Source organism: Alteromonas sp. DYW1 (assembly GCF_059752595.1).
This window is the reverse complement of the sequence record NZ_CM186038.1, coordinates 3,683,058-3,709,036: the sequence shown is the minus strand read 5'-3', so window position 1 is coordinate 3,709,036 and position 25,979 is coordinate 3,683,058. Positions and strand designations below refer to the sequence as shown.

The window sequence follows — 25,979 nt, the reverse complement described above, 5'->3', positions numbered from 1 at the left end:
CAAAGGAACAAAGGAACAAAGGAACAAAGGAACAAAGGAACAAAGGAACAAAGGAACAAAGGAACAAAGGAACAAAGGAACAAAGGAACAAAGGAACAAAGCAAGCGATAGTCCATGTTCGCTTGCTTACACGATTAATCTTCTTTTGCTGGTGGTGTTTTGGTCAACGAGAATGCGCCACGAATGTCACCCATTGAGAATCCAGTCGCTTGATCGTTTGGGTACAAGGTCTTGATCTGAGCGGCTAGATTCGGTTCTATGTTACTGCCGTGGCAGGCTAAGCAGAGCTGGGTGGTTGGGATGGCTCGCATAAATCGAAAGCCGTCAGGTGTTAACTCGCTACGCTGTAATTGTGTGAACGCCACTCCGTTTTGCATTTGCTGCGCAAATAGCGCCAAACCTACGGCTTCCCAGTCGTCGGGTTGGTTGTCGGCATTACGCGTTTTCAAACTCGTTCGACGCAAGTTCCATCCGTCGGCTGAGAGTTCGGCAGCAATATCAGGCGCTTGATCATTGCAAACCTCTACGGCAGCTGAAAACCCGCCTTGCTTTACCGCACTCATGAGTGCAGTCTTCAGAGCCGAGGAGAATTGATTAATTTTTTCGTCGGCAGCGCGTTCCAGTGCTTGCTGCTGTGCGGCAGAACCGGGAGCTTTTGTTATAGGAGTCCCCACCGTCTCAGCAGCCACTAGCGGGTAGGCGCTGATGGCTAGTATTAATGTCGCGAAAGTGCAGTATTTTGAGCTATTCAACGGCTTACTCCAAACGCTCAATACCCAAGGCTTTAAGTACATATTTTTCATATACAGGTTCACTGGTACCGGTTTTCATTTTACGCATAAAATACTTTTCAAAGGCAATTTTAGCTAAATGCACCCATTTACCTTTCTTAAACCACGTAATATTCCGTGGGGGTATTTGTGGCATAGCCACAAATGCAGCGCCTGTGTCACCCATGTCAGCAAGGCATATGGCATGCCACGTACCTTTGCTTGCAGGTTCTTCGTTATCGACAATGATGGATTTTAAGTTGTGCGCAATTGCGGTCATCATGGTCTCGATCATATAGCCTGTTTTGGGTGTCCCTGTTGGTACGGGCGTGGGCTCAACTGGCGGAATAGCCACACATACGCCACCAGAAAATATATTGGGGTAGGTTGGATTGCGCTGAAATTCATCGGTGATCACAAATCCTTTGGGGTTACATAATCCTTCAACATTCGCGACGGCATCAATACCAGCAAAAGGAGGAATAAGCATGGAGTGGTTAAACGCGATGTCATGATTGAACTCTACTTCACCCTTTCGATTGAGTTCTGAAATGTGCATCAGGCCATCTTCAACCCGATCCACTGTGGCATTGCAGATCCACTTGATATCCCGTGTGCGTAACTCGGATTCTAAAACTGATTTTGAGTCACCCACACCGCCGAGCCCAAGATGGCCAATATAGGGTTCACTGGTGACAAAATGAATCGGAACTTTATGCCTAATTTTTGCATCACGCAGTGCTTTGTCGAGGATAAAAGCGTACTCATAAGCAGGACCAAAACAGCTCGCACCTTGAAATGCCCCAACGATGACGGGCCCCGGATTGGCCACTAGTTTTTCAAAATCTCGGTGGCATGCTTGTGCATGATCCAGAGTACAAATAGATTGGGTGAAGTGCTCTGGTCCCGCGCCGGGAATATTATCGAAGGCGAGTTTAGGGCCAGTAGCAATAATCAAGTAGTCATAATCAACAGCTTCACCATTATCGGTTTTAAGCACATTATTGTGCGCATCAATTTCGACAACTCGACCACAGACAAATCCAATATTTTTCTTCTTAAGGTACTTTTCTATCGGAATGGTAATGGCTTCTGGCTCTCGCCAACCAACTGCAACCCATGGGTTGGAGGGGACAAAACGAAACTCTGGGCGTTCATTCACAACGACCACTTCGTGATTTTTCCCTAAAATTTCCTTTGTTTCATAAGCCGCCGGCATACCACCGGTTCCAGCTCCTAACACCACTACTTTTGCCATTGTTGTTTCCTAAGTCGTTATTTAACAAACGCTGATGAATAAATGTAAATAACCTGTAAACAAAAGGCGTGCCAATCCTGTTTGATTGTAACCATATGAAATTAATGGGTTTTATTTTAAGTTGGGTAGTGCGGTAGATTTGTGTGTATGAATCGTGTCATATTTGACAGCAACTAGGTCAAGATTGTCAGTTTAAATTAGCGCGAATGAATACATCGATTGTCCAGTCCATGATTAATGCCATCGATAAACCAGCAATATTTATCGACACCAAGTACACCATTCTGGCTGTGAATGAAGCTTACCGAGATACTTATGAAACCGAGGTCGTGGTGGGCAATAGTCATTGTTTTGAGATTTCGCACGGTCATCAACAACCGTGTGACAAACATGGTGAAGACTGTCCGATCCAAACCTGCAAGGTAACCAATAAGCCCAGCAGTGTGGTGCATATTCATAATACCGAGTTAGGCAAGACTTACTGCGATATTCTAATGAAGCCGGTAAAGGATGAAAATGGAATAACTATCGGCTTCCTGGAGATCCTTGATCGTATCAACTTTGCTGCCGCAGAATCCGAAGCAAACAAGATGATTGGCTCATCTGCGCCATTTAAGCGCATGCTGACCTTGATTAATCGTGCTGCGAAATCTGAAATCTCGGTGCTTTTACATGGTGAAACAGGCACCGGTAAGGAACTCGTTGCTAAAGCCTTGCATGATTCTAGCTTGCGTGCTGAGCGACCGTTCGTGGTTATTGAATGCACGGGATTAAATGAAAATCTGTTTGAATCTGAATTGTTTGGCCATGAAAAAGGCGCTTTCACAGGCGCGACGCACACCAAGAAGGGGCTTATAGAAGTCGCGCAAGGCGGTACGGTGTTTTTTGATGAAATTGCCGATGTCCCGCTGAGTATGCAAGTCAAACTATTGCGTCTGTTGGAAACCCAGTGTTACCGGCCAGTCGGCAGTACCAAGCAGCGTAAAGCCGATTTTCGTTTGATATGTGCCAGCCATAAAAACTTGCTGCAGTTGGTCGAGAAAGGTGAGTTTCGCCAAGATCTTTATTACCGTATTGCGGGCTTCCCCATCGATTTGCCTTCGTTGCGCGAGCGCCACCAAGATATCCCTGCGTTGGCGCGCCACTTCCTGAGTGTATCGGATTTAAAGCACAAACGATTCAGTGAGGCAGCGTTGCAGATAATTAGTCGCTATGAATTCCCTGGTAACATCCGCGAGTTGCGTAACTTAGTTGAACGTTCAGCACTAATGGCAAATGAAGATATTATCAACCCTGAAGATATACCTAACGCTCCTGCCAATGCGAAAATCCCACACAACGATAGTCAGGCATTAATGTCATTAGAGGAAGCTGAGGCCGGCTATTTAACCTCAGTCTGTGCTCGTCACGATATGCCAATCAATGAACTAGCAGAGACTTTAGGGGTGAGTACTAGAACGCTGTATCGGAAGTTACAAAAATACGGACTAAAATATGATTGAGTCACGCCCTAAACGGACGTGACTGTGAAGCTACTATTATTTACCGAGCGCTAACTCTTGCTCAGTTTTGAAGCCAAAGACTTTACGCAGCACAATCGTGGCTGGACAAAAGCCGGTAAAGCTTTGCTGGAATAGATTGGCGCCAATGAAAACCGTGAACCAAACAAAGTTAGGGTGTACCCAAACAGTAAGTACCACGGACAGTAATACCATGAACCCTGCAAATGCAGTTAACGCGCGTTCAGCAGACATAACGACTCCTTTTTGCTAATAGTAATAGCGATAACGCAGATATACGTTACTCGCGTCGGAAAATTGATTAAAAAATGTGTGTGGCTCGTCACCATAAAAGAGGTTAAGACCACCCGAGACACGCCATTTATCACTGGGACTGTAATCGGCGGTGAGTTTAGCGTAGCCATCACTGTCTGATGTGGAATAAAAATTAAATAGCCCGAGTGTTAAGGTTTGTTGCATAGCCCGATACGTTAGGCGCTGAGTAATAACTACGCGGCTGCGGTTTGACTCATACTCAGGTGTCAATGAGTGTGCAATTAGGGAGTTATGATCGGCGGTGCGCTCCATATACCACTGCACACTACCTGTGAGGTTCTTTATTAACTCCTGCTCGTAACCCACTAACCAGCGCGTTTGACTATTGGCTATGAGTGGATTTGTGCCGGTAGTGTCATCCTTTGAATCATAGTAAGCGAACTCTGCATTGAATAGTCCGCTTGCCAAAGGCGTGATGGCACTAACACCGTAAACCCCTAAGGCTGAAAAATAGGGTAAGCCCTGAGCAGTAAAGCTGCTTGGTGACTTATAATAGCCATCGTAGCCATAGAGTGCGTACTCGGTTTGGCCAACTGTTTTATATAGTCGGATAGCGATTTCCGCCCCTGTCGGCTCGAGCTGAGATTCAACGCTGAATCCAGGCGCGACATTTTGCCCAATCAAGGGAGAGAAGAACGAAAAGTAGTCGCCGTTAATATAGTTATCCGGTGTGAACTCCGGGGTAATCGCGATATCAATATTGGCGACCTCAAAGAAGCCCGACAAGCGCGCGGACAATGAGGGTGCTTTTAAGTAACTATCATCGCGGCCGGCAAAAAACGACTGAAAATCTTTCGGGAAAAGGTCGTTTAAGAATAAGTAATCACCCGTACCCCAGGTCAGCACCTGTTGACCGATTTTAAGATCGAAGTGTTTACCCCATTCCCCGAGACCGGATAAACTGCCTTGCCATGCAGCTTCCCTGAGTTGGGCTTTCCATTGGTCAAGTACACCGTCATAGTAGCCATCGATAGTGAGGTTAAACCGCGATGCAGTAAAATCATAGTCGAAGGTCAATTGGCCACGCAGGTCGGCAAGTGTTAGATCGTCATTGAGCGCGGGATCATTGGCTAACCGGGCGCCTAATGCGCCCTCAAAAAAACCGGAGAAGCGGTAGGGCGTTGGCGCCTCTTCTTGCCATTCACCCATATCCCACTCATCATTACTCCATTCATCGTCTTGTTGTGCATTCACCATCGCACTGCTGAGCACTGCGGCAGTAATACAGCCCAGTAAATGAAGTTTCATCAATTTAGCCATTCGCGCGGTGGGTTACGTAAGCTACGTTCAGTAAACACATCATCGCCTAAGCCGATGTTGTAACGGATATTGCGAAACTCCATCAGTGTATATCCACCACTTTTAAGGTCACTAACTTTGCTGCGCACAACGGTTGGGAATCCTTCCACGTCTTCAATCTGAACGGCTTCAACGCGGCGGTAATTGTCATCACCAGCTTTGAAAAAATCAATCAGAACAGGCAAGTTGGTACTTTTGTCAATGCTGACTACATAGTATGCAAACTCAACACTATCTGGCTTTCTCGGGGTCGCTTTGAGTTGGACTTGGGTGTCTGTCTCAGTCACTAATTCAAATTGATCCTCACTGATTGCGCGGCCAGAAACATCTTCATAATAAAAGTGTGAACCGACAAATGACGTGCGCTTATCGCCGGCAGAAATGCGCTTCACTAAATCTAACGCGGGTAGATATAACCAGCGGTCGTCATCAACGTCAGCATCGGTATGCTTTTCCACCCGAAACACCGTATCTTTAACATCTGCCGGGCGCGAGAAAAAGACCATCATTTGTTGGTCGCCATTATCACTCACATCACGGCGTAAAATAGTAAATTGACGCATCTGTTTGCGACCTTGCGCATCAACGATCATCATACGCGCATCTGAGCGACCATCATCACCAGCGTAATAGGCCGCTTTTTCTGCGCTTTGAACTAAGCTATTGATATCGATCTCAGCGTGCCCTAGTCCAGCGACGGAGAGTGCAGCAACAGTCAATAATGTGCGGATCATAAAACCTCCAAACACCTAGGCGTTAAAAACAATACGCTTCGCCAGCGTCATCACTGCAGGCAAAACTAACAAGGTAACCAAGGCTGAAATAGCCATAATACTGGCTAGGAAAATTCCAACCGTAATGTAAGGTACTAGTGGCGCAAATAAGAGTGGTGTAAAGCCTAATGCAATCACTAGTGCGTTGCGGGATATCGCGGTCGCAGGCTCGCCAAACATGAGTACAAAGGTTTGCTTGATATCTTGGGTTTGCGAGTAAGTCTCGCGCGCGCGCTCTAAAAAGTGGATAGCAAAGTCAACGGAAAGACCAAGGGTCAATGCCGAGAGCACAGCAATAGGCATGTCGTAGTCTTTGCCAATAATACCGATCAGGCCATAGATAAAAGAAATCGTAATGGTCAAAGGTAACATCGCCAGTACACCAAACACCAACGAGCGGAACAACACCACCATCATGATAAACACGATCACGAATGCGCTGATCAGGCTGTCCAGCATTCCAGCAACCATGTTCTCCTGCCATACGACATTAAGGTAAGCTTTGCCTGCCCAACCGAGAGATAAGCCTTCTGGCAACGGATTCTGCGCTACGTAGTTATCGACTACTTGGATAACTTCGGTCATGTCTTGATTGTCACCCGAGGTTAGCTGTAGCCATATCAATGTGCTACTAAAATCGGGCGTGACAAAGTGCCATAAATCATCCGGACGGTGTGATGATTGATATTGGAGTAGGGTTTGAGCAACTGCCTGTGGTGATGACGGTATTTGATAGTCATTTGCTTCACCCGAGCGTAATTCACGATTAACCACCTTGGTTACATCTGCCAAGGAGTTTGATTTACCGACTAAACCGGTTTCTGCCAAATGTGCTTGCAAGTTAGCAACGTAATGCAGTAATTCAGGTGATTGAAAGGCCTTGGATGCACTGAGTGCACGCTCTGCCGTGCGTAATTTCTCATCTAAAAAGTTAATCGCAGCATCAGAATTATCGCCAAATAGCTTATCGTCAATATCAATAATCAGTTGTTGATATTGCTCACTAATTGGTGAATCAGCTAGAGCTTGCACTCGCTCGTCGGCCCAAGCTTTAAGGTCGCTGGGTATTTCATCGCCAAGAAATTTAGCTAACGGTAGCAAGGTATCAGCACTACTTAACACGATATAGGCATCGTAAGTACCCGCAAAGTTTTCATTCAATACTCGATCGGCAACGCGAATTTCATGGTCTTGCTTGAACCAACGCACCGGATTGTCGTTGATTTGTATTTGACTAATGCCCCATACCGAAACTGCGAATATTGCCGTAAAGCTGATCAATAATACTGCCCGATATCGCATCGCTATGCGTCCCAGGGCTTTTGCTGCTGTAGCAATTTTACTGCCGCCTTGTTGCTCATGCATAACGGCCTGCAATTTAGCCAGTGAGGCCTCATTCATACGTGACAAATAAGCGGGCATGAATGCAATGGTGATCATAAACGCCAGAAGAATACCTGAGCCAACGAAAGCACCAAAGATTTGCACCGGTGGGATTGGGGTTAACATTAATGAATAAAAGCCAATCGATGATGTGACCGAGGTGTATAGCATCGGAGTAAATAAGTGACCAACCACTTCTTCAATCGTAGCATTCAAGTCTTTGCCCGGGAGATAGCGATCGCTGAATTCAGACAAGATATGTACTGAATCCACCACCGCGATGGGCATTAAGAAAATGGCGATCATGGATGACATGATGTGCACAGTGAACCCCATACCGATAAGCGCGCCCATCGTGATCATCACCGTCGCCATCGCGACTATCATTGGGGCAATGATCAATGGAATATTACGAAAGAAAATGAATAATAAAATAAAGATGGTTAAGCCGGCGAGCGGTGCTGAGATCCCCATCTGTACAAACATTTCAACGCCAAACTGGTCCTCTGCAACAGGCAAGCCGGTGATGTACCAGTTAGCATCACTCGAGAGCTGATCAATTTCAGATCTGATTTGTTCGGCAATTCGATAACTTTGATTTTTATCTTCGATAGGGACGTAAATCGCCGCTGCTTTGCCATTTTGCGATGCCAATGTCTCCTGCAGTAATGGCAGGCGAGCCAATGCCTCTTGAATGTTGCTGGCTTCTGCTTGCGTGGTTGGTGGTTTTGCCATCATCCATTCAAAGCGGATAGTACCTGGCGCTGATTGGGTAATATTATCAACGGTAGAAATCGACATTAAATCGGCGCTGATCACGCCCTCTACTGCCATTATTGACTCTGTTATGTCAAAAATGTCAGTCAGAGATTCTGGATTGAACACACCTTGTGCATCATTACTATTGACCACTCCGACGACGATCGCATCATGCATCGCGAATTGGGTCTTCACTTGATTGTGAAAGACGCGCGCCGGATGCTCCGCATCTAGCATGTTTTCTGGATCAGTGTCGATTTGAATGCGCGGTATTTGAGCGGTAAATACGACCGCTAAAATGGCTAAAGCCAAGTACACAGACTTGGGTCTAGTGAGACAAAAATGCACTAACTTTTTTGCGATGGATTGCATATAAAACGCCAAAAATAAACAACTCTTGTAAATTCGTTACAAGAAGTATGCCAGCAAACGAATTCGACCCTAAAGATTGTTGTCGATAACACATCGGCAATGAGGTTGCCCAGTGTTACTGGAGTCCATTCGCATTTATGCGAGACTTTATTTTTCCCTTAATTTAATTCCGCATGTAAGTGCGAGTAAATGACGCGCAACGTTGAGTAAATATTCTGTTTAGCCGTCGGCCAAAAAATCGCAATATTGTCGATTAAGCGGTTTTCGCAAAACATCTGTAAGCGATTCGCCATGTCGCTCAGTGGAGCCGAGTGGATACTTTCTAATAAAGTAATTAACTTGCGGGTAGACAGTTGAATATCGCGATTATTATTTTCTTCTACCGCTTTATCCAACTCGGCAATTCTAGCTTCTAAGTTATCCATTAGATCCTGCAGGGTATTGGCTAATGAGGTGACACCTTGGTGGTGCTGTAAGTAAGGCAAAAGATCAAACCAAACCGCAGGCTCTGCGGGCATGGGGAGTTTGGCAAATTCAGGCACTGGCCGTTGCTCTGCTGCAGGTTGCTGTTCATTAACTTGCTTTAACTCTTCTTTTTGCGCGTCAATTAGGGCTTGTTCTTGTGCAGCGAGTTTGTCGGCACTGCTGGCAATTTGCTGTTGTGCGTCTTGCAATGCGTTTTCTTTTGCACTCAGTTGCTGTTTGCTGTCTTGCAGCTCCGCTTCCAAGGCTTTGAGCTGCTCATTCAGCTCTTGTTGGCTGCTATTTTGGTCGTTCAAAGAGGCTTTACTTTGCGCATATTCTTCTTTAACAGAGCGTAGCGCTTCAGTCAGACGCTTCTGTTCGGCTTGCAACGCTTGGATATTGTCTTCGCGCTCTTGCAGACTATTTTGCTGTTCAGCCACTTGCTGCTTGAGTTTTTTCTCTTGCTCTTCTTGCTGTGCCAAGCGGGCTTGCAATGCGTCCGCTTGTTCCTTCGCAGCGTTTAATTCCTGCTGCAGTTTTTGCTCGTCAGATTGAGTTTTGGATACCGTCGATTCGGCACTCTTCAGCGCCTCTAGTTTACTCGCCAAGGTCGACTGCATCTCTTTATTTTGCGCTTCGGCTTGCTCTAATGCCTGCTGGAGCTGTTGTTTTTGTTTTTCTATTTCAGCATGGTGTTGACGCCATTGCTCGTCATTACCAGCCATCATTTCGCGCTGCTTGGTCGCCCGTGACTCCACGTCAGCCATTTCCTGCTTAAGCTGAGCAAGCTTGTCTTGCTGGGCTTTGCGGGCCAGTTTTTCAGCATCGACTTGGCGTTGATGTTCATTCAACTGCGCTTGGGTAGCATCGAGTTGAGCTTTCTTCGCGGCCAGCTCTTCTGCTAACGCTTTTTGCTTCTGTTGATACTGTTGATCACTTTGCGCTATTTTTTCGTCTTGCGCAGCTGCGCGCTGTTCAACATCCTGCAATTCAGCTTTGAGCTTCTCCAGTAAGGCGGCTTGTTGCGCTTTTTCTTCCTCGGTTTGTTGCTGGGTGCTGTTTAACTGCTCGGTTGTGCGCTGTAGCTCATCTTGCTTCGCTTTGAGCTCAGCTTGCAGCTCAGCTTGTTGCGCTTGCCATTTGGCGTCTGCTTCGGCAATTTTTTGTTGTTGCTCAATACTGCGTTTTTCAACCTCTTCCATTTCCTTATGTAATTGGGCCAACTCAGCTTCACGCGCTGCACTTTGTTGTTTTTCCTTTTCTGATAACTCGCGTGCTTGCGCCAACTCTTGTGCCGTTGTGTCTAATTGCGCCTGTTTCGCTTGTAGCTCTTGCTCGAGCTGCTGGGTTTGTTTCTCCATGTCGCCTTTTTGTTGTTGCGACATTTGTTCCAGCATTTTCATTTCGTGCTGTAAATGCTCAACGTAACTGCTCTTGTTGCTTAGCTCCGCTTGAGCAGCCTGGCACATGAGTTCAAGTTCACGCCGCTTTTGTTCAGCAAGCTCACTGGCTTTGCGTTGATTGATTAATTGTTCGCGCAGTTTTTCGCTGGCTTGACTAGAACTGACGAGCTGAGATTGTAAGGTGTTTATTTGCCCACCCACGTCATGCAATTGCTTATCTTTATTGTCGATGGAACTCTTCAGCGATTCAATTTGTGCAAGCGAGGCCTCTAATGATGCTTGCTGTTGCGCTTGTTCTTCTTTCAATCGTTGTGAATTTTGCTCACTGATGGCCAGTTGTTCTTGGGCTTTTTTGTGCTTTTTCTCACTGTATTGCAGTGCATCGGCAATTTGATTGCGTTGCTTCTGCAAGCGATTCACTTTGTCACTGGATTCTTCCAGCTGCGCTTCAAGTTCAGCATTGGCTTCCTCGCTTTGGGCCAGCAATTCGCGGTTGCGAGCATAGTCATCCTGTAATGATTGCAAATGCCCAGTGATGTCTTCATGAGCCTGTTGCAAATCTTGAATGGTGTCCATTTTAGCTGCTAGGTCAGTCTCTGCCGCTTGTAGCTTTTGTTGGGTATCCTCGAGGGAGCGAGCCCGGCTGGCTAATAGATCCTGACTATTTTCAAGTAGCTGTTGTTTTTCCGCAATTTCACGCTCTGCAGCTGCACGCAAGTTGACGGCTTCTAAGCGTGCCGCATTGGCCTGTTCAATTGCGCGTAGATCAACCCATAAGCACAGTGTCGCAATGTACTTTTGTTGATCAAATAAGGGAACCAATGTGACTTCACAAGGCAGCTGGACGCCATTGTGTTCATGCACCCAAGAAAATGAATTCACCTTGTTATCAATAGTGACTTGTTCCAAGTGTTGCGCCATTTCAGCGGCTTTATCTTCTGCGGTATTTAGGGTTGCACTTGCGGGCGATTTGCCGCGCAGTTCATCGGCGTTTTTAACGTCAAAAAATGCACACGCGGCAGGATTTAGCTGGGTAAATCCATCATTACCTAACACTGCAATTGGCATTGCACTGTAGGTAATGAGTCTATCCAGCTTCTGGCTGATAAAATGCTGTTCTCTGGAGTCACTGACCCAGCATACATACGTGGTTTCTTTGCCAGGTAATTTTGATACATCCAGACGGGTAGCAAGCGTATTGTCATCGCCGGTTGCCAATTCGGAAAAGAAATTTTCGATAGCGCCCTTCTGATGTAAAAAGCGTGCAGCAGTGCCGGAGTGTTCCGGATTTTTAAATAATTGGTAAAACGTTTGCGTTTCAAGTTCGTCTTTGCTTTTGTTTAAAATATTGCTTAGAGCAGGATTTACCCGCGTTATTTTATCTTCATCATTGAACAACGCGATCCCAAGTGGGGATTGTTCGATGAAATTCTGTAACGCTTTGGTTTGCGTTGCGGCTTCTTGTTCTAGCCTTTTAACTGGAGTTAGGTCCTCAATAAGCCCAACCATGCCTGCATGAGTGCCATCAACCTTGTAGCTTAGTAGATGTAAATTGATCTCTGCGGTTTGCTCGTCAGCGATTTGAATACTCAGCGTTTTGCGCTTTGCACCAAGACCATCAGAGCTCTTATGTAATGCCTTATACTCATCACTAAAGAATTCAATTTCATCAATCTGTTTGCCTTTCAGACGATTCAACTCGACTTTAAACATCGCACAGAAGGGACGATTACAATCCACAATCTGGTTTTTAGCATTGATGAAGTAAACTGGCTGTGGGCTTGCACTGACCAGCGTTTTTACTTGCTTTTGATAATGTTCAGACTCGAGTTTTAATTTGGCCTGTTTTGCATGGCTAGTGAGTACCAGCGTTGCAGAGACCGGTGCATCTTGTCCCGTGGGTGTATAAGGCTGTGCGTGCACACTGGCAGGAAAGACCTTGTCTGCAACGGTTAGCTCGACCTCTATTTCGGCTGGATAGCCGTCTTTCAGTTGTTTTATCGCGCGCTCCCATTCAGGGCGATTGCCATCACTGAGCAGGCGGGTAAAATCAGCTAAACCTAAAGATTCAGCATCACCAACTCCCAACATTTTTGCCGTTGGCTCGTTGAGCTGAATGGAGTCATCTGCAAATACCAGTTCTGCGGCTGCAATATTGGCGTGCAGCCGGCTATCCATTAGATGCTCATTGATACCTTGTTGCTCGTCAATCTGTTCCTGATAACTGTGAATATCCTCTATGGCCACTAACGTCACAATATCGCCTATTGGCTTTTTCTGGGGGGCTATGCGCATCCGCACTAACTTGTCGCGGTTACCTAGTAAACACTGAACATGCGTTTCTTGCGCTTGCTGAAGCGCTTGTTCAATGGTGTTTTTCAGGTCCTTTGGGCAAATCGAGCTTAATGTTTTGCCTTGCATGTGATCGACTTTTTGTGTCAGGTAATAGGCTGCCATACGGTTGGCATAAATAACATTGCCTTCAGCATCAAGCTGTAAAATACCCGTGGTAAAGCGATCCAGTTGTTCTTGTACGTGTTGGATCCGGCCATCAAATGCCTGCAAATCGGCATCTTTGCCCTTAATCTTGTTGTTAAATATTATCAGCGTGACAATCAGCGCAATGATGACGGAGCATAAAATACCCATAATCACATTAAAAGCGGTTGCGTTGAGAGTTTGTAGAGATTCGGCAAATGCCCACGCTGGACTTGCTAACAATACGAGGAATAAGGTGGCGCTAAGAGTTGCCGTCTTTGATAACAATGCAAGTGCTCGATTTGGCATTCCAGTTCGGTTCCGATGATAGTCAAATTTAACGAAATCAATACTATAAAGGATATCGACACATTATTGCGGTACTAAACCGCATCTTTGGTGCTTAATTCGATACCTTTAACGCGTGTTTTTAAAAATAGCTCATAAAAACATAGCAGAATGCCAATAAATCGCGCGATGAAATAATGTCTATTGCGAATTGAAGGGGCGGCTAGCCGAGTTAGCGCTCCTTTGCACAACTAAAGTTCGCTCAACAATATGCCAGCCTATTGAGTGTCTGTGCCCTAGCCGGCACAGTCTCGACAAAATTGTGTATAGGGCAGTATTTCTAGACGCTCGTTGCCAATCGCTTCGCCGCACTTTGCACAAGCCCCAAAGGTTTTCATTTCAATTCTGTGCAGGGCATTGTTTATCTGATTCAGTTCAATTAACGCTTCATTAAGTAAGTTTTGTAGGACTTCATCATTTTCACGTTCTGTCACTTGCTCTGCAAAATCGGCCGAATGGGATTGAGATATGTCTTTCTTAAGCGCCGCAATTTTATTTAGTAGCTTTTGTTGTTGAGTGCTTAATGTTTGTTTTATCGTCTTCATTGGGCTTTCCTTGTTCATTTAAGATAAGCCATCATTTCATGCTTTTGTGCTGTACGTATTGATTTAACCCAATAGATCGCAGGGTAATTCGAAAATTACCTGATTTCGCACTATTCTTTTGAAACATAGTATTTTCTTGAACTGGAGTGTTTTTGACCTTGCTTCCGATAGCCTCATTGTCCTGTCAGTGGCTACTTCGCTTGAAATTAGCCGTGATCTTTGGAGCTTCGTTACTATGGCCCGCTTGGAGCAATGGTCAAACGACCTCCACTTCAGCGCCAGAAAAAATTGTTTTTGCAGTGGATGAATTTCCGCCTTGGGTTATTGCTAGGGATGATGGTTCTGTATATGGCATTGATATTCAATTCGCAACACTGTTGGCAGAGCGGTTAGAGCTTGAGGTTAGCTTTGTGCTTTGCCCTTGGGCCAGATGCTTAAAGATGCTTGAAGTTGGTTATGCAGATGCATTGGTAAATGTGTTTGATACACCGGAAAGACGTCAATTTATCACGTTTTTTGAACCCGCAATAAGCCTCGACCCACCTAAGGCGTTTTTTTTACATGCAGCAGATGAGAGAGAAATTAGGCGCTACGACGATTTGTATAATAAGGCTATCGGCAGCATTCGAGGGACAAGTTATTTCAGACGTTTCGATATTGATCAGGACTTGCGCAAAGTCGAACTTGTGACTGATGAACAGCTGCTTGATATGCTGTTAAAGCGACGCATTGACCTACTAATCGGAACCCCAGAAACTATCGACTATCTTGCTAGTGTTATGGGGGTAACTGATCAGTTAAAAAAGGCGCAATACTTTTTTGCGAGTAAGCGGCCCACGTTTTTCGGATTAGCAAAAAACTCGCCGTTAAACCGACCCGAATTAATAGAGAAAATTAGTGTTGCACTACAAACCATGAAACGGGAAATGACTTATTCTGTGCTGACAGAAGAGTTTTATACCACCCAAAAAGTCATTCAAGTAGACTCTGGCCTAATAACGAACTAGTACGCTGTATAGATAATGATCTCTGATATCCAAATACCTCAACACATCAAAGTCGGCGCAGGAGCGCTTACCCAAATAGTCGCATTAGTCGAGGAGTTTGGCTGTTCGCGACCGTGTGTTATCGCTGACCCAATTATGATTGAGTTGAATGTAGTCGCGAGAATCGTGGATCTATTTTCGCAAGTCGATATTCCAGTAGTTGTTCATTCTAAAGTAATGCCTGAACCTGATGATGTTTCAATCACTGCTGGAGTGAGAGCAGTTAAACTGGCGCGCTGTGACATATTAATTGCCTTGGGCGGCGGTAGTGCAATTGATAGTGCTAAAGCAATTGCACTGTTAGCTTCACACGGCGGAGAAATGCGCGACTACAAAGTGCCTAGTGTGGTTAAGCAAACAAGCATGCCTGTGATTGCAGTACCGACAACTGCAGGAACGGGCTCGGAGTGTACTAAAGTTACGGTGATCAGTGACAGCCAGTCGCACGAAAAGATGTTATGTATGGGGCCAGGATTAATGCCTGCTGCGGCAATCTTGGATTACGAACTGACCTTGTCAGTACCATTCAGAGTTGCTGCCGACACGGGTATTGATGCGCTGACCCATGCAATTGAAGCGTTTGTAAGCCGCAAAGCCAACCCAATGAGTGACCAGCTTGCGATTAGTGCTATGCGATTGATCGCACCCAATCTCAAGCATGCTTGTTTAACACCAGATAATCACGCTGCGAAAGAAGCAATGATGTTGGGAGCCAGCCTAGCCGGAATGGCATTTTCTAACGCGTCGGTGGCTCTAGTACATGGTATGAGTCGCCCCTTAGGGGTTCACTTCCATGTGCCACACGGAATGAGCAATGCTATGTTGCTGCACACGGTCACGGAATTTTCGCTGGCCGGAAATCCTGTTAAGTATGCAGAGTGCGCCTATCATCTTGGCCTGATTAGCTCTTATCGGGACGTAACTGCAAGTCATCAAGCTTTGTTGAGCTATTTACAAGATATCGTGACCACCTTAAAAGTACCCAGCATGTCCGGATTTGGAATTCTGCAAGCGGATTATTTCGCCTTGCTTGATACTATGGCTGAGCAGGCACTGGCGTCGGGTTCGCCTGCGAATAACCCGCGCACCCTTACCCACGCAGAAATCGTAGATCTATACCAAGCGGTATATGCTTAAGTTACCTTGCTTATGGTTCAGCAAGATGGCCACGGGTCGAGGCAAGTAGTAAGGTGATAACCCCTGCGTGTAGATAGTGAAATGGTATGCAGTGAGTGAAGACAGCAGGCAGATTATTCTTCAGGTTTTTTCTCTATTACCATGTCGGCGTAAGACCGTAGCTTTTCTTTGTGCCTGAGATGAGCAAAAGGATCTTCCGCTTGTGCGGAGTTTAAAGGGAGTTGGGCGGCTTTTTTGGATGTTGAATTTGGTGTCTGGTTTTTGCGCTTTAACAAACGTTGCAATGCGGAGTTAGGCTTGCGTTGTTCCGCAAGCGCCTCTTTGCGTGCGTTATACCACTGATTGGCAATTAGAAAAACCATCACTAAAACGAGCCAAACTGCCCATTTAACGACAAACGACCAACCAACCGCGGGCTCTTCGGTGGTGGCTGAATAACGCAGGTAATCAGCATGGATCTGGCCCACCAAAATAATCGCAAGCACTGTGACAAGTAGGGTTACTAATAAAAACTTATAACGCCGCCAGAGTAAGCCAGAAAGAATAAGATTGATAATTTTGTTCATGATTAGCCGAAGATGTTGAAGCCGAGGACAGCTAGGATAGCCAGCAAACCTTTCTCTTTAATTGCGGAATACAGTTTGGCTTCCTCTTCTTGTACCACAACCTCTAGTTCATCCGGGCTAAAATCTTCGGGCTTGCGCTGCATTAACACAATACGCGTTCGCGCCCGATCAATGGCTTTATCCCGAATTGACTGTTTCACTTTATTGTTTAAAGACGTAAATGGATTGATAAAGCGCTCCGCTGCAATTGGGTTGCTGTAGTGGCTAATTCGACAGAATACTAAAGATATAGTGATGCACGCAGGAAAAATCAATGACGGATTCCCGAACCTAGCAGTCTTGCTATATTCGGCTTTAGCCTGCCAGCATTTGGCTCGGTGAGAAGAAAGGCATAGTTTAAATCAACCCTGCGAGCGACATCATCAGCAGTCCCACCAACAAATAGAGTGGGACTTTTTATCTGCATCATAAGCGCTGCCCAGCTATTGCGTGGCCACTAGCTTAAAGATCAAGCTCGTTTGTGGAAAAACAATCGGTAACTGCATACCCAGCTTCATCAACACGTCACCACTGTATTGCACTTCATTTAGGTGTTCAAGGATCGAAGGGCTGTATTCAAACAATGATCCGGGCCAGACCAGCTCAAGTGTATAGATTGCAGCTGGATCGAGGCCGACAAATCGATATTTTCTTGGTTGGGTGCGTTTCGTTTCAAGCACACTGTTGTACGCAAACAACGCCTCATTCTTGTCTTTTGCAACGATACCAAAATCAATACTCTCATCATTCCTTTCAAGGCGATAATAGTCGCCGTGATGTATAAGGTGACGGTGCGCTTTGTGTAACGCAAAACCTTGTTGTAGGCACTGCATTTCTTGGTCCGTCAATTCTCGTGGATCCATTTCCATACCCATATGGCCAAATAATGCTACTGCAATGCGTGTTGCAATGGGAATGTGACGCCCAGTGATGTGGCAATCGCGCGGACCGACATGTGAACCCATAACAATCGGAGGGATAAAAAATGACGCACCACGTTGAATATGCAATCGGTCCAAAGCATCGTTCGAGTCCGATGTCCAGAAGCGGTCGGTATACTGCAATATGCCAAAGTCAATGCGTGCACCGCCAGATGAACAACTTTCGATTTCTACGTGAGGATGAGCGTTTTTAACCTTTTCGATCAAGTGATACACCGCAAGCGTTTGCTGATGGACTGCTGGACGACCGTTAAAGTTCCCGCTGTGCGTGTTGTCTCTGTTCATATCCCACTTGATGTAAGTAATGAGTGGGTACTCACTTAGCATGGCGTTGATTTGATCAAATAGGTAGTCAAAAACCTCCTGACGGGTGAGATCAAGTAAGAGCTGGTGACGAAAGTTAATTTGTTGATTCCCTGCGGTACTGAGCACCCAATCAGGGTGCTGTCGATAAAGGTCGCTGTCAGGGTTTACCATCTCAGGTTCAAACCAAATACCCATGGCCATGCCCGCTTGAACAACATGGTCGATTAACGGTTGTAAACCATGCGGATAGACTATTTTATCCACCACCCAATCGCCTAAACCTGCTTTGTCATGACGTCGTCCTTTAAACCAACCGTCATCCAACACAAAACGCTCTGCACCGGCATTAGCGGCCAAATCGGCCATTTCCACAAGCGCCTCAAGGCTATGATTGAAGTAAATTCCTTCCCATGTGTTGTAGTGGACGGGGCGTGGTTGCTCAAGGATCCGCGCATCGAGTAGATGGCCTCGCACATGCTCATGAAATTGTTGTGACAATTGATTAAAGCCATGACCACTGTAACTGACATATAGCGTTGGGCTAGTGTAGCTTTCTCCCTGTGCGAGCATGACCTCGGTTGGGTCTAGCAATTCTCCCATTTGCACATAAGTACGTTGGTCAGGTAATAGTTCTACGCGCGTGCGATGATTACCGCTCCAGCCGAGATGAAAGCCGAAACACTGCCCGTGCTCTTCACTGGTATTGGTTGCGTGTAAAATCACTCCCGGGAAGTTATCGTGTGAGGTTTTGCCACGGCGATTTTCCCGACTGTAAGCGCCAAGAAATAAATCAATGCTGCGAGTTTGAAATTCACTCGACCAGCGCCCTTCAAACGCCAAGATTTGATTAATATGGTCGGCCAATGCAATCGTTGGTGCAGCAAGTTCCAGCAGGTTAACGCTGTGTGCATGTTGGTTAGTAAGCCGCGAGTACCCGCTTAACACGTGACTGTGTGGATCAAGGCTTAGGTAGTGTTCTAGTGTCAGTTGGCGCGTTTCATCAACTGCAGTGAAATGCACGCTCTCATTGGCTGTTTGTGCAACGCTGGTTAGTCTGAACGCTGCTGACCAGGCGATACTATTATCGTTAAGCGTTAGTCCTGGATGTCCGGTAAACCCGTCACCAAGCGTGGGCGTTAGACTAAGCGGAGACTCTTCGACGGGAGCGCATTTCGCCTCCTGGCGTTGGGTTAACACCGCAAGCATTTCGTCTTGCACTGAGCTATGTAAACGATCACCAAAGTAAGTAATCGCAGGGACACCGCGACGACAGTCGAACACAATAGAAACACGATCAGAATGCAGATAGATAAATGGTGGCACTGAAATCACAAATATAATCCCCGCTCGAACAAAATTAGTACTACGCTTAATTTGCAGCATTTAGCACTTTATAAATAGCCAATAATACAGCAAAATCCAATCTGTCATATAAATATGTTAAATGTGTAACTAAGGCTTCAATACGTTTATTGGCCGAAGTAGCACATCAGAAGGAAAACTCTATGTTAGGTGTGTGTTATTACCCTGAACACTGGCCAGAAAGCATGTGGCAGGAAGACGCAAAAGAAATGAAGGCGCTTGGGCTGACTTATGTACGGTTGGCTGAGTTCGCTTGGTCAAAAATGGAACCGCGCGCTGGTGAGTATCATTTTGATTGGCTTGATAGGGCAATTAATACACTGGTTAATGAAGGCTTAAAAGTTATCCTCTGCACACCAACTGCGACACCGCCAAAATGGCTGATAGATCAGTACCCAGACATTCTTCCTGTGGATATTTTTACTGGCCAGGTGCGCGGCTTTGGCTCACGTCGTCATTACGACTTCTCGAGTGAAAACTATTATCGAGAGTCGATGCGGATCACCCGTGTAATGGCCGAGCGTTATGCCAATTATCCGGGCGTGGTTGGCTGGCAAACCGATAATGAGATTGCCTGTCATGATACTGCGCACTCGGGCTCTGAAAATGCAAAACGTGCGTTTCAAAACTGGCTCAAGCAAGAGTATGGTGACATTGAGGCCTTGAATAAGGCGTGGGGAACGATATTTTGGTCCATGGAATACCAGAGTTTTGAGCAAATTGAGCTTCCGATACTTGCTGTCACTGAAACTCACCCATCCCACCAACTCGCTTACCGTCGTTTCAGTTCGGATCAAGTGGTGCGTTTTCATAACGACATGGTCGAGATTATTCGCGCGTGTTGCCCTACGCATTTTGTTACCCACAATTTTATTCCTATGGTCGACACGCAAAGTGACAACTTTGCCTTGGCCGACAAGCTCGATTTTGCCTGTTACGACAATTATCCGCTAGGCCGCACAGATTTGTTCTTTGCCAATGCGGACCAAGCTCAATTTAAACGCTATATGCGTACCGGGCATCCTGATTTTGCGGCCTGCTCGTTTGATCACATTCGTGGTATCAGCAATGGCCACTTTTGGATCATGGAGCAGCAGCCTGGCCCGGTGAATTGGGGGCATCATAATCCTAGACCGCTGCCAGGTATGGTGCGATTCTGGTCGTGGGAGGCAGTTGCCCATGGTGCCGGCACGGTCTGCTACTTCCGCTGGCGTCAAGCGCCTTTTGCCCAAGAACAAATGCATGCAGGGATCAAGCGCGTAGATAATTCAAAATCTATAGCGTGGCACGAAATCGAGCAATTCCGCGATGAGTTAGCTCAATCTGGGTTTGATTTAAATGCGCATGTAAGCGCGCAGGTAGCCATTGTAATGACGACCGAAAATCAATGGGTAACAGAAATCGAACGCCAGGGTGACAGTTTTAATCATCAACAAGTTGAATTTGAATATTACTCAGCATTACGCCAACTGGGGATTGATGTTGATTTTATCTCGCCGGATAGCGATCTAACGGGCTACAAGTTAGTTGTTGCGCCTTGTTTACCGATTGCCTCCGATGACTTTATACAGCGCTGCCAAGCCGCTAATGCGCACATCGTGTTTGGGCCCCGCAGTGGCGGCAAAACCCATGAGCTGACTTTTGCGCCAAATCTCGCGCCCGGCAAAATTCAACAATTAATCAAAGTTAAAGTGGCAAGTGTTGAGACGTTAAGGGCTGATTGTGAAGAACCCTTAATATTCAATGGCAAAACATTTGTTAGCAATCGCTGGCGGGAGGAATTGTTCGACTTGCAAGATGTTGTGGTCGTCGCGAGCAATTCGGATGGTAGTGCGGCCGTGGTTGCTAATGAAAAGGCAACTTACATTGCCACCTTGACTGATATTGCCTTCCTCAAGGCTTTATTCATGCAGTATGCCGATAAGTTGCAATTGGATTGGCTTGAGCTCGCTGCAGACATGCGTATTGCAAGACGAGGTAACTTCGCCGTCGTGCTGAATTACGCGGATCAACCACAATCGATAAACCCTCGTCGAGCGGTTGAATATGTGATTGGTAACGCAGATATCGACGCGCATGATGTTGCAGTATTTAAATACCGATAATAAATATGATAAATATCACAATAATGGTTCTGTGTTGTCGATGTGCGTAAACACCATTTAAGAACTGGATGTGAAGCTGATTAGTAAATAAAATTCAAATAAAACAGGTACTTGTGTTTTGTTCTTGGTGGTTTGCAAGGTTTTTACAATATTTAAATGGTCAAAAAATAAACGGTTTGATGCAGTAATAAATACGCTAAATAGTGTTTAAAAATGTAAATGGAATGTTGACACTTAGTATAAATACTATTTAGCATACAGATTGGCATAGGCGTATTTTGCCAACTTGCGGTTCAATGAACGCTAGTGCATTGCACGCGATTACTTGAGCAACCTTAAATAGCATAACGAACACACAAACAGGACACGGGGGCTTCTCATGAAAAGAAGTTATCTTAGGTCGGCGATACAGGCGGCCCTACTTATACCAACGGCAACGTTGGTTACATTGCCTGCGGTAGCTCAAACTGCAGAAGAAGATCCAAATTTTGAAGTTATAGAAGTGCGTGGGCTGGTGAGCAGCTTAAAACGTTCCTTCTCTGACAAAAAGGAATCATTGGTTGTTTCTGATGGTATCGCAGCTGAAGATCTCGGTAAGTTCCCTGATCAGAACGTGGCGGAATCATTGCAACGGATCACTGGTGTTTCTATTGACCGCAATGGTGGTGAAGGCCAATTAATTTCGGTGCGGGGCTTTGGCCCTCAGTTTAACCTTGTGACCGTCAATGGTCGCCAAATGGCGTCTGAACGAGCGGGCCGTGAATTTAGTTTCGACACGCTAGCGGCTGAACTTATTTCAGGGGCTGAGATATACAAATCATCAATTGCTGAAAATCAAAGCGGCGGGATTGGTTCGGTTATCAATTTGAAAACTGCCAAGCCATTTGATTTAGACGGGTTTAAAGCTGCCGGAAGTGTTCAAGGTACCTACGATACGCTTTCTGAAGAATATACACCTGAAGTTTCTGGCTTAGTGAGCAACACCTTTATGGACGGGCGCTTGGGTGTTTTGGCCTCATTATCGGTGCAGCAACGGGAAGCACAGATAAACCAAGCGGATACGCGCGGGTTCTATCGGGTTGATCGTATCGCAACCAATGACTTTGATGCAGACGCGGGAACCGGGAAAGAAGCGTTTAACGTCTATGTGCCACGTAACCTAGACCTTGTTTCAAACTACGAAGACCGCACACGCACCAGTGGAACTGTGGTTGTGCAATACATGGCAACGGATGAGTTAACCTTGTCTTTTGACGGCCTGTACTCCAAGTTTGAAGTTGAATCGCAGGTAAATAACTATGCGAACTGGTTTACCCCGGGTAACTTCCGAGATTTCCAAGTTGATTCGGAAACACAAACGGTTGTGTATTGGGATCACAACTCAGCTATCGATCCTAATGGTGGCGGGTCAGGTGCGACCGACTTTGTGCAACAAGGTTTAGATCGCAATGTTAAGATCCAAGGCTTTGGTTTCAATGCGGATTGGGATATCACTGAAGCATTGAATATGAATCTTGATATTTCAACATCTGAAGCTGAAGATCTGAGTGGCGATCAAAGCCGCGTGTTTACTGTTATGGGATACCCCAATGGTTATACCTATGACTTCACTGGTGGTGGCGATTTGCCATCGTTCAGTAGTGATGGGATCTCTGGTCCTTTCGCATCTAGTGATGCAAGCAAGCTACGCGCTCACTATGTTGAACGCGGCGGTGATGAGCGCGAAGATGAAATTACCGAAATGCGCGCTGACTTCACCTACACTCCCGATAGTGACACCTTTACGCGTATGAAGTTTGGTGTATACACGCAAGATCGAACTAAGTCTGCGAAAGTCTTCCAATCACCTAGCTTCCCGAACTGCTTCTATTGTGGTTATGGTACCGATGTGCCTGATGAGTTGGCCACTTTGGTGTCTCCAAACGATTGGTTTGCGGGGATTCCTGCGGCCTTCTTTGGCTATGATGTTGACGCGTATTTGGCTTACTTAGAAAGTCCAGAAGCGATTGCTGCGCAAACGGCCGTGCGAAATGCCTTTGGTGCGGGTGAGACTGCAGAGGGTAACATCGCTGCGTTTGCTGCGTTGAATGGTTACACCCCTGTTGAGCTGGGTACTAGCTTTACCATCGATGAAGAGATCATTGCGGCATATGCGGACTTCGTTTTCCAAGGGGATTTGGGTGATATTCCTTGGACGGTTAATGTTGGCTTCCGCTACAGCGAAACAACATCGACTGCATCGGGTCTGCAAGATACGCTGTTGGATGTGCAGGAGAACCCAACCGACGGGACTATTCTTGACCAAGTTTATGTGGTTGATGGTTCGGGTCAACGCGTACTTAGCCCAATTTCAATCGAGAATGAGTACAGCAATTTATTACCAAGTTTAAACGCGAAATTCGAGATTGAAGAAGATATGCTACTGCGTTTTGCGTATTCTGAAACCTTGACGCGACCTACTATGTCGAGCATGCGTCCGGTAACCAATATTGGTACAACTCGCCCTGACATTTTATTAGCAAGCGGCGGTAACCCTAACCTTGAGCCTTTCCTATCGGCCAACTGGGATGCATCGTTTGAATGGTATTATGATGATGCAAGTGCTGTTTCGATTGGTATCTTCAGTAAAGAAGTTGAGGGTTTTATTACCAATATCACTGCTGAAGAAAGCTTCTCGTTAGCGAGTGGCGTCTATGTCTTTGACGTAAACCGTCCACGTAATGGTGAAACGGCGAATGTCGATGGTCTTGAAATGGCCTGGACCCATACCATGGAAAATGGTTTCGGTGTGCAAATCAACGCGACGATCGTAAACAGCGATGCCGAGATTGATACTACCGCTACCGCACAAACGTTTGCTTTGGAAGGCTTAGGTGATTCCCAAAACTTCATCGTGTTCTACGAGAAGGATGGCTTCCAAGCACGGGTAGCGTATAACAACCGTGAAGCATTCCTGCAAACATTGAGTAACGGTGATACGGGTGAACCTGAGTTTGTAGATACGTACGGTCAGTGGGATATCAGTGCAAGTTACGATATCGATGAGAACTTCTCAGTCTACTTTGAAGGGATCAACGTGACTGACGAGTACACTGACAAATATGGTCGTATCCGTAGTCACTTTACTGAGCAGGTTAGAACGGGCTCGCGCTACGCCATCGGCGTACGTGGTACTTTCTAAGCGTTGTGTGCTTGCAACCGTTAAGCGTGGTATCGCTTAGCGGTTGCACTTAAGTTGACTAAAGGGAGCATTAAGTGGCTGAAGTCACTCGAAACATAGTGATTGTGGGCGGAGGCACTGCAGGCTGGTTAACGGCAGCTTTGCTTGCGAAACAGCACGGCCATGCGCTATCCATTACGTTAGTTGAATCTTCTGATATTCCAACGGTTGGCGTCGGTGAAGGCACTTGGCCTTCGATGCGCACAACATTACAGAAAATCGGCATCTCGGAAGCGGAGTTTATTCGTGAATGCTCGGCTACGTTTAAACAAGCCAGTCGTTTTGTTGACTGGATCGATGACGCGAATGATGAATATTTTCATCCTTTTACCCAACCTGTAGGTGCCGACAAAGTCGACATTGCCGCCTATTGGCAACAACTCCAACCGGACGTCCCATTTTGTGACGCAGTTACTGTGCAGGCGCAACTGTGTAAGCAAGGTATAGCACCCAAAAGTATTACTCATCGCGACTACGAAACGGTCGCTAACTATGGTTATCACTTAGACGCAGGAAAATTTGCAGAATTACTTAAAAATCATAGTGTAAACAATCTAAACGTACGTCATGTGATAGGTACCGTGACAGAGGTTCAGCAGGATGCTAACGCAAATATTCGCGCGGTAGTGACGGCCGAACAAGGTGTAATTGCGGGCGAATTGTTCGTCGATTGCAGTGGCTTTAAATCCTTATTACTGGGTGAAACACTTAAAGTACCGTTTGTATCGAAACAGGATATCCTATTAGCAGATACCGCTATTGCAGTACAAGTACCCTACCCAAGTGAAGAACACCCGATTGCCTGTCACACCATTTCCACAGCGCAATCCGCTGGCTGGATTTGGGATATTGGTTTGCAACAGCGGCGTGGCGTGGGCTATGTCTATGCGAGTGAATTTGTTAGCGATGCCGATGCAGAGCAGACGCTAAGAGACTACATTGGCGACGGAGCTGACGGACTTGCGGTTAAAACGATTAAATTTAACGCTGGCCATCGCTCTCAATTTTGGAAAAACAATTGCGTTGCCGTTGGGCTTGCTTCAGGCTTTCTTGAGCCGTTAGAGGCTTCTGCACTCATGTTGGTTGAGACCGCTGCTAACTTTATTGCTGATCAATTGCCAGTTACTTCAGCGGAGATGGCGCCGGTTGCGCGCCGGTTTAATCACGTGTTTGCCGCAAAATGGCGGGGCATTATCGATTTTCTAAAGCTGCATTATGTTATGTCGAAGCGGTCAGAACCCTTTTGGCACGCCAATAAAGATCCAAAAACCATTCCTGAATCATTAACTGAATTACTCACACTATGGCAGCATCGTACGCCTAATGAGTATGATTTTATGCAGGATTTTGAAGCGTTTAGTGCGGCGAGTTATGCCTACGTACTCTATGGCACAGGGTTTAAAACAGACTTGGCGTTAACCCAACACCGGTTAACTCAGCCACAACGTGCCAACAAATTTTTTGCTATTCGCCAGCAGCAAAGCGAGCAGTTACCGCTCCGCCTGCCCCGCCATCGCGAATTGATCAATCAAGTATTAACACAAGGGTTTGCTCAGATCTAACCTGAGT

Annotated in this window: 18 protein-coding genes; 7 read left to right on the top strand and 11 right to left on the bottom strand. The window is 46.1% G+C overall.

Annotated elements, in window-relative coordinates:
* Positions 1-134: 134 nt before the first annotated feature.
* Both AC121Z_RS16865 and AC121Z_RS16860 read right to left on the bottom strand, forming a co-directional pair.
* On the bottom strand, positions 135-752 hold the full coding sequence (locus AC121Z_RS16865) for a Tll0287-like domain-containing protein (protein ID WP_498125492.1): 618 nt from the start codon (positions 750-752) through the stop codon (positions 135-137).
* A gap of 4 nt (positions 753-756) precedes the next feature.
* Positions 757-2,028 (bottom strand): NAD(P)/FAD-dependent oxidoreductase, encoded by a 1,272-nt coding sequence (locus AC121Z_RS16860; RefSeq protein ID WP_498125491.1) that lies wholly within the window; start codon positions 2,026-2,028, stop codon positions 757-759.
* A gap of 206 nt (positions 2,029-2,234) precedes the next feature.
* On the opposite strand from AC121Z_RS16860, the gene AC121Z_RS16855 reads away from it, so the two are divergent.
* Positions 2,235-3,530: a sigma-54 interaction domain-containing protein gene (locus tag AC121Z_RS16855; RefSeq protein WP_498125490.1), complete on the top strand. Its 1,296-nt coding sequence runs from the start codon at positions 2,235-2,237 to the stop codon at positions 3,528-3,530.
* A 36-nt stretch (positions 3,531-3,566) separates the two neighbouring features.
* Here the strand turns inward: AC121Z_RS16855 and AC121Z_RS16850 are convergent, their stop codons facing one another.
* From AC121Z_RS16850 to AC121Z_RS16825, 6 genes are all read right to left on the bottom strand, one after another.
* Positions 3,567-3,782: a YgaP family membrane protein gene (locus tag AC121Z_RS16850; RefSeq protein WP_498125489.1), complete on the bottom strand. Its 216-nt coding sequence runs from the start codon at positions 3,780-3,782 to the stop codon at positions 3,567-3,569.
* 15 nt (positions 3,783-3,797) lie between these two features.
* Positions 3,798-5,111 (bottom strand): DUF1302 domain-containing protein, encoded by a 1,314-nt coding sequence (locus AC121Z_RS16845; RefSeq protein ID WP_498125488.1) that lies wholly within the window; start codon positions 5,109-5,111, stop codon positions 3,798-3,800.
* The gene (locus tag AC121Z_RS16840; RefSeq protein WP_498125487.1) at positions 5,111-5,896 is read right to left on the bottom strand and encodes an outer membrane lipoprotein-sorting protein; all 786 of its coding nucleotides are present in this window, start codon (positions 5,894-5,896) and stop codon (positions 5,111-5,113) included. The genes AC121Z_RS16845 and AC121Z_RS16840 overlap by 1 nt, the downstream gene beginning before the upstream one ends.
* A gap of 15 nt (positions 5,897-5,911) precedes the next feature.
* Positions 5,912-8,449: an efflux RND transporter permease subunit gene (locus AC121Z_RS16835; RefSeq protein ID WP_498125486.1), complete on the bottom strand. Its 2,538-nt coding sequence runs from the start codon at positions 8,447-8,449 to the stop codon at positions 5,912-5,914.
* Between the two features lie 158 nt (positions 8,450-8,607).
* Positions 8,608-13,104: a PAS domain-containing protein gene (locus AC121Z_RS16830; RefSeq protein ID WP_498125485.1), complete on the bottom strand. Its 4,497-nt coding sequence runs from the start codon at positions 13,102-13,104 to the stop codon at positions 8,608-8,610.
* A 275-nt stretch (positions 13,105-13,379) separates the two neighbouring features.
* Positions 13,380-13,688 (bottom strand): TraR/DksA family transcriptional regulator, encoded by a 309-nt coding sequence (locus AC121Z_RS16825; RefSeq protein ID WP_498125484.1) that lies wholly within the window; start codon positions 13,686-13,688, stop codon positions 13,380-13,382.
* A gap of 152 nt (positions 13,689-13,840) precedes the next feature.
* Here AC121Z_RS16825 and AC121Z_RS16820 point away from each other — a divergent pair, with 152 nt between their 5' ends.
* Positions 13,841-14,695, top strand: a complete 855-nt coding sequence (locus AC121Z_RS16820) for a substrate-binding periplasmic protein (protein WP_498125483.1) — start codon at positions 13,841-13,843, stop codon at positions 14,693-14,695.
* Positions 14,696-14,710: 15 nt separating this feature from the next.
* Positions 14,711-15,871: an iron-containing alcohol dehydrogenase gene (locus tag AC121Z_RS16815; RefSeq protein WP_498125482.1), complete on the top strand. Its 1,161-nt coding sequence runs from the start codon at positions 14,711-14,713 to the stop codon at positions 15,869-15,871.
* A 113-nt stretch (positions 15,872-15,984) separates the two neighbouring features.
* Here AC121Z_RS16815 and AC121Z_RS16810 read toward each other — a convergent pair whose 3' ends face one another.
* Both AC121Z_RS16810 and AC121Z_RS16805 read right to left on the bottom strand, forming a co-directional pair.
* A complete protein-coding gene (locus AC121Z_RS16810; protein ID WP_498125481.1) occupies positions 15,985-16,437 on the bottom strand; it encodes a hypothetical protein in 453 nt (150 codons plus the stop codon).
* A gap of 2 nt (positions 16,438-16,439) precedes the next feature.
* Positions 16,440-16,637, bottom strand: coding sequence for a hypothetical protein (locus AC121Z_RS16805; protein ID WP_498125480.1), 198 nt, complete (start codon positions 16,635-16,637; stop codon positions 16,440-16,442).
* Between the two features lie 120 nt (positions 16,638-16,757).
* On the opposite strand from AC121Z_RS16805, the gene AC121Z_RS16800 reads away from it, so the two are divergent.
* Positions 16,758-16,832, top strand: a complete 75-nt coding sequence (locus AC121Z_RS16800) for a PEP-CTERM sorting domain-containing protein (RefSeq protein WP_498128290.1) — start codon at positions 16,758-16,760, stop codon at positions 16,830-16,832.
* A gap of 87 nt (positions 16,833-16,919) precedes the next feature.
* Here AC121Z_RS16800 and AC121Z_RS16795 read toward each other — a convergent pair whose 3' ends face one another.
* The gene (locus AC121Z_RS16795; RefSeq protein WP_498125479.1) at positions 16,920-19,106 is read right to left on the bottom strand and encodes an alpha-galactosidase; all 2,187 of its coding nucleotides are present in this window, start codon (positions 19,104-19,106) and stop codon (positions 16,920-16,922) included.
* Between the two features lie 122 nt (positions 19,107-19,228).
* Here AC121Z_RS16795 and AC121Z_RS16790 point away from each other — a divergent pair, with 122 nt between their 5' ends.
* The 3 genes from AC121Z_RS16790 (at position 19,229) to AC121Z_RS16780 (ending at position 25,972) form a co-directional block, all read left to right on the top strand.
* Complete coding sequence (locus tag AC121Z_RS16790; protein ID WP_498125478.1) at positions 19,229-21,190, top strand: beta-galactosidase; 1,962 nt, start codon at positions 19,229-19,231, stop codon at positions 21,188-21,190.
* Between the two features lie 379 nt (positions 21,191-21,569).
* Positions 21,570-24,371 carry a TonB-dependent receptor gene (locus AC121Z_RS16785; protein ID WP_498125477.1) on the top strand — a complete coding sequence of 934 codons (2,802 nt, stop codon included), beginning with the start codon at positions 21,570-21,572 and terminating at the stop codon, positions 24,369-24,371.
* Between the two features lie 74 nt (positions 24,372-24,445).
* On the top strand, positions 24,446-25,972 hold the full coding sequence (locus tag AC121Z_RS16780) for a tryptophan halogenase family protein (RefSeq protein WP_498125476.1): 1,527 nt from the start codon (positions 24,446-24,448) through the stop codon (positions 25,970-25,972).
* The last annotated feature ends 7 nt before the right edge of the window (positions 25,973-25,979 follow it).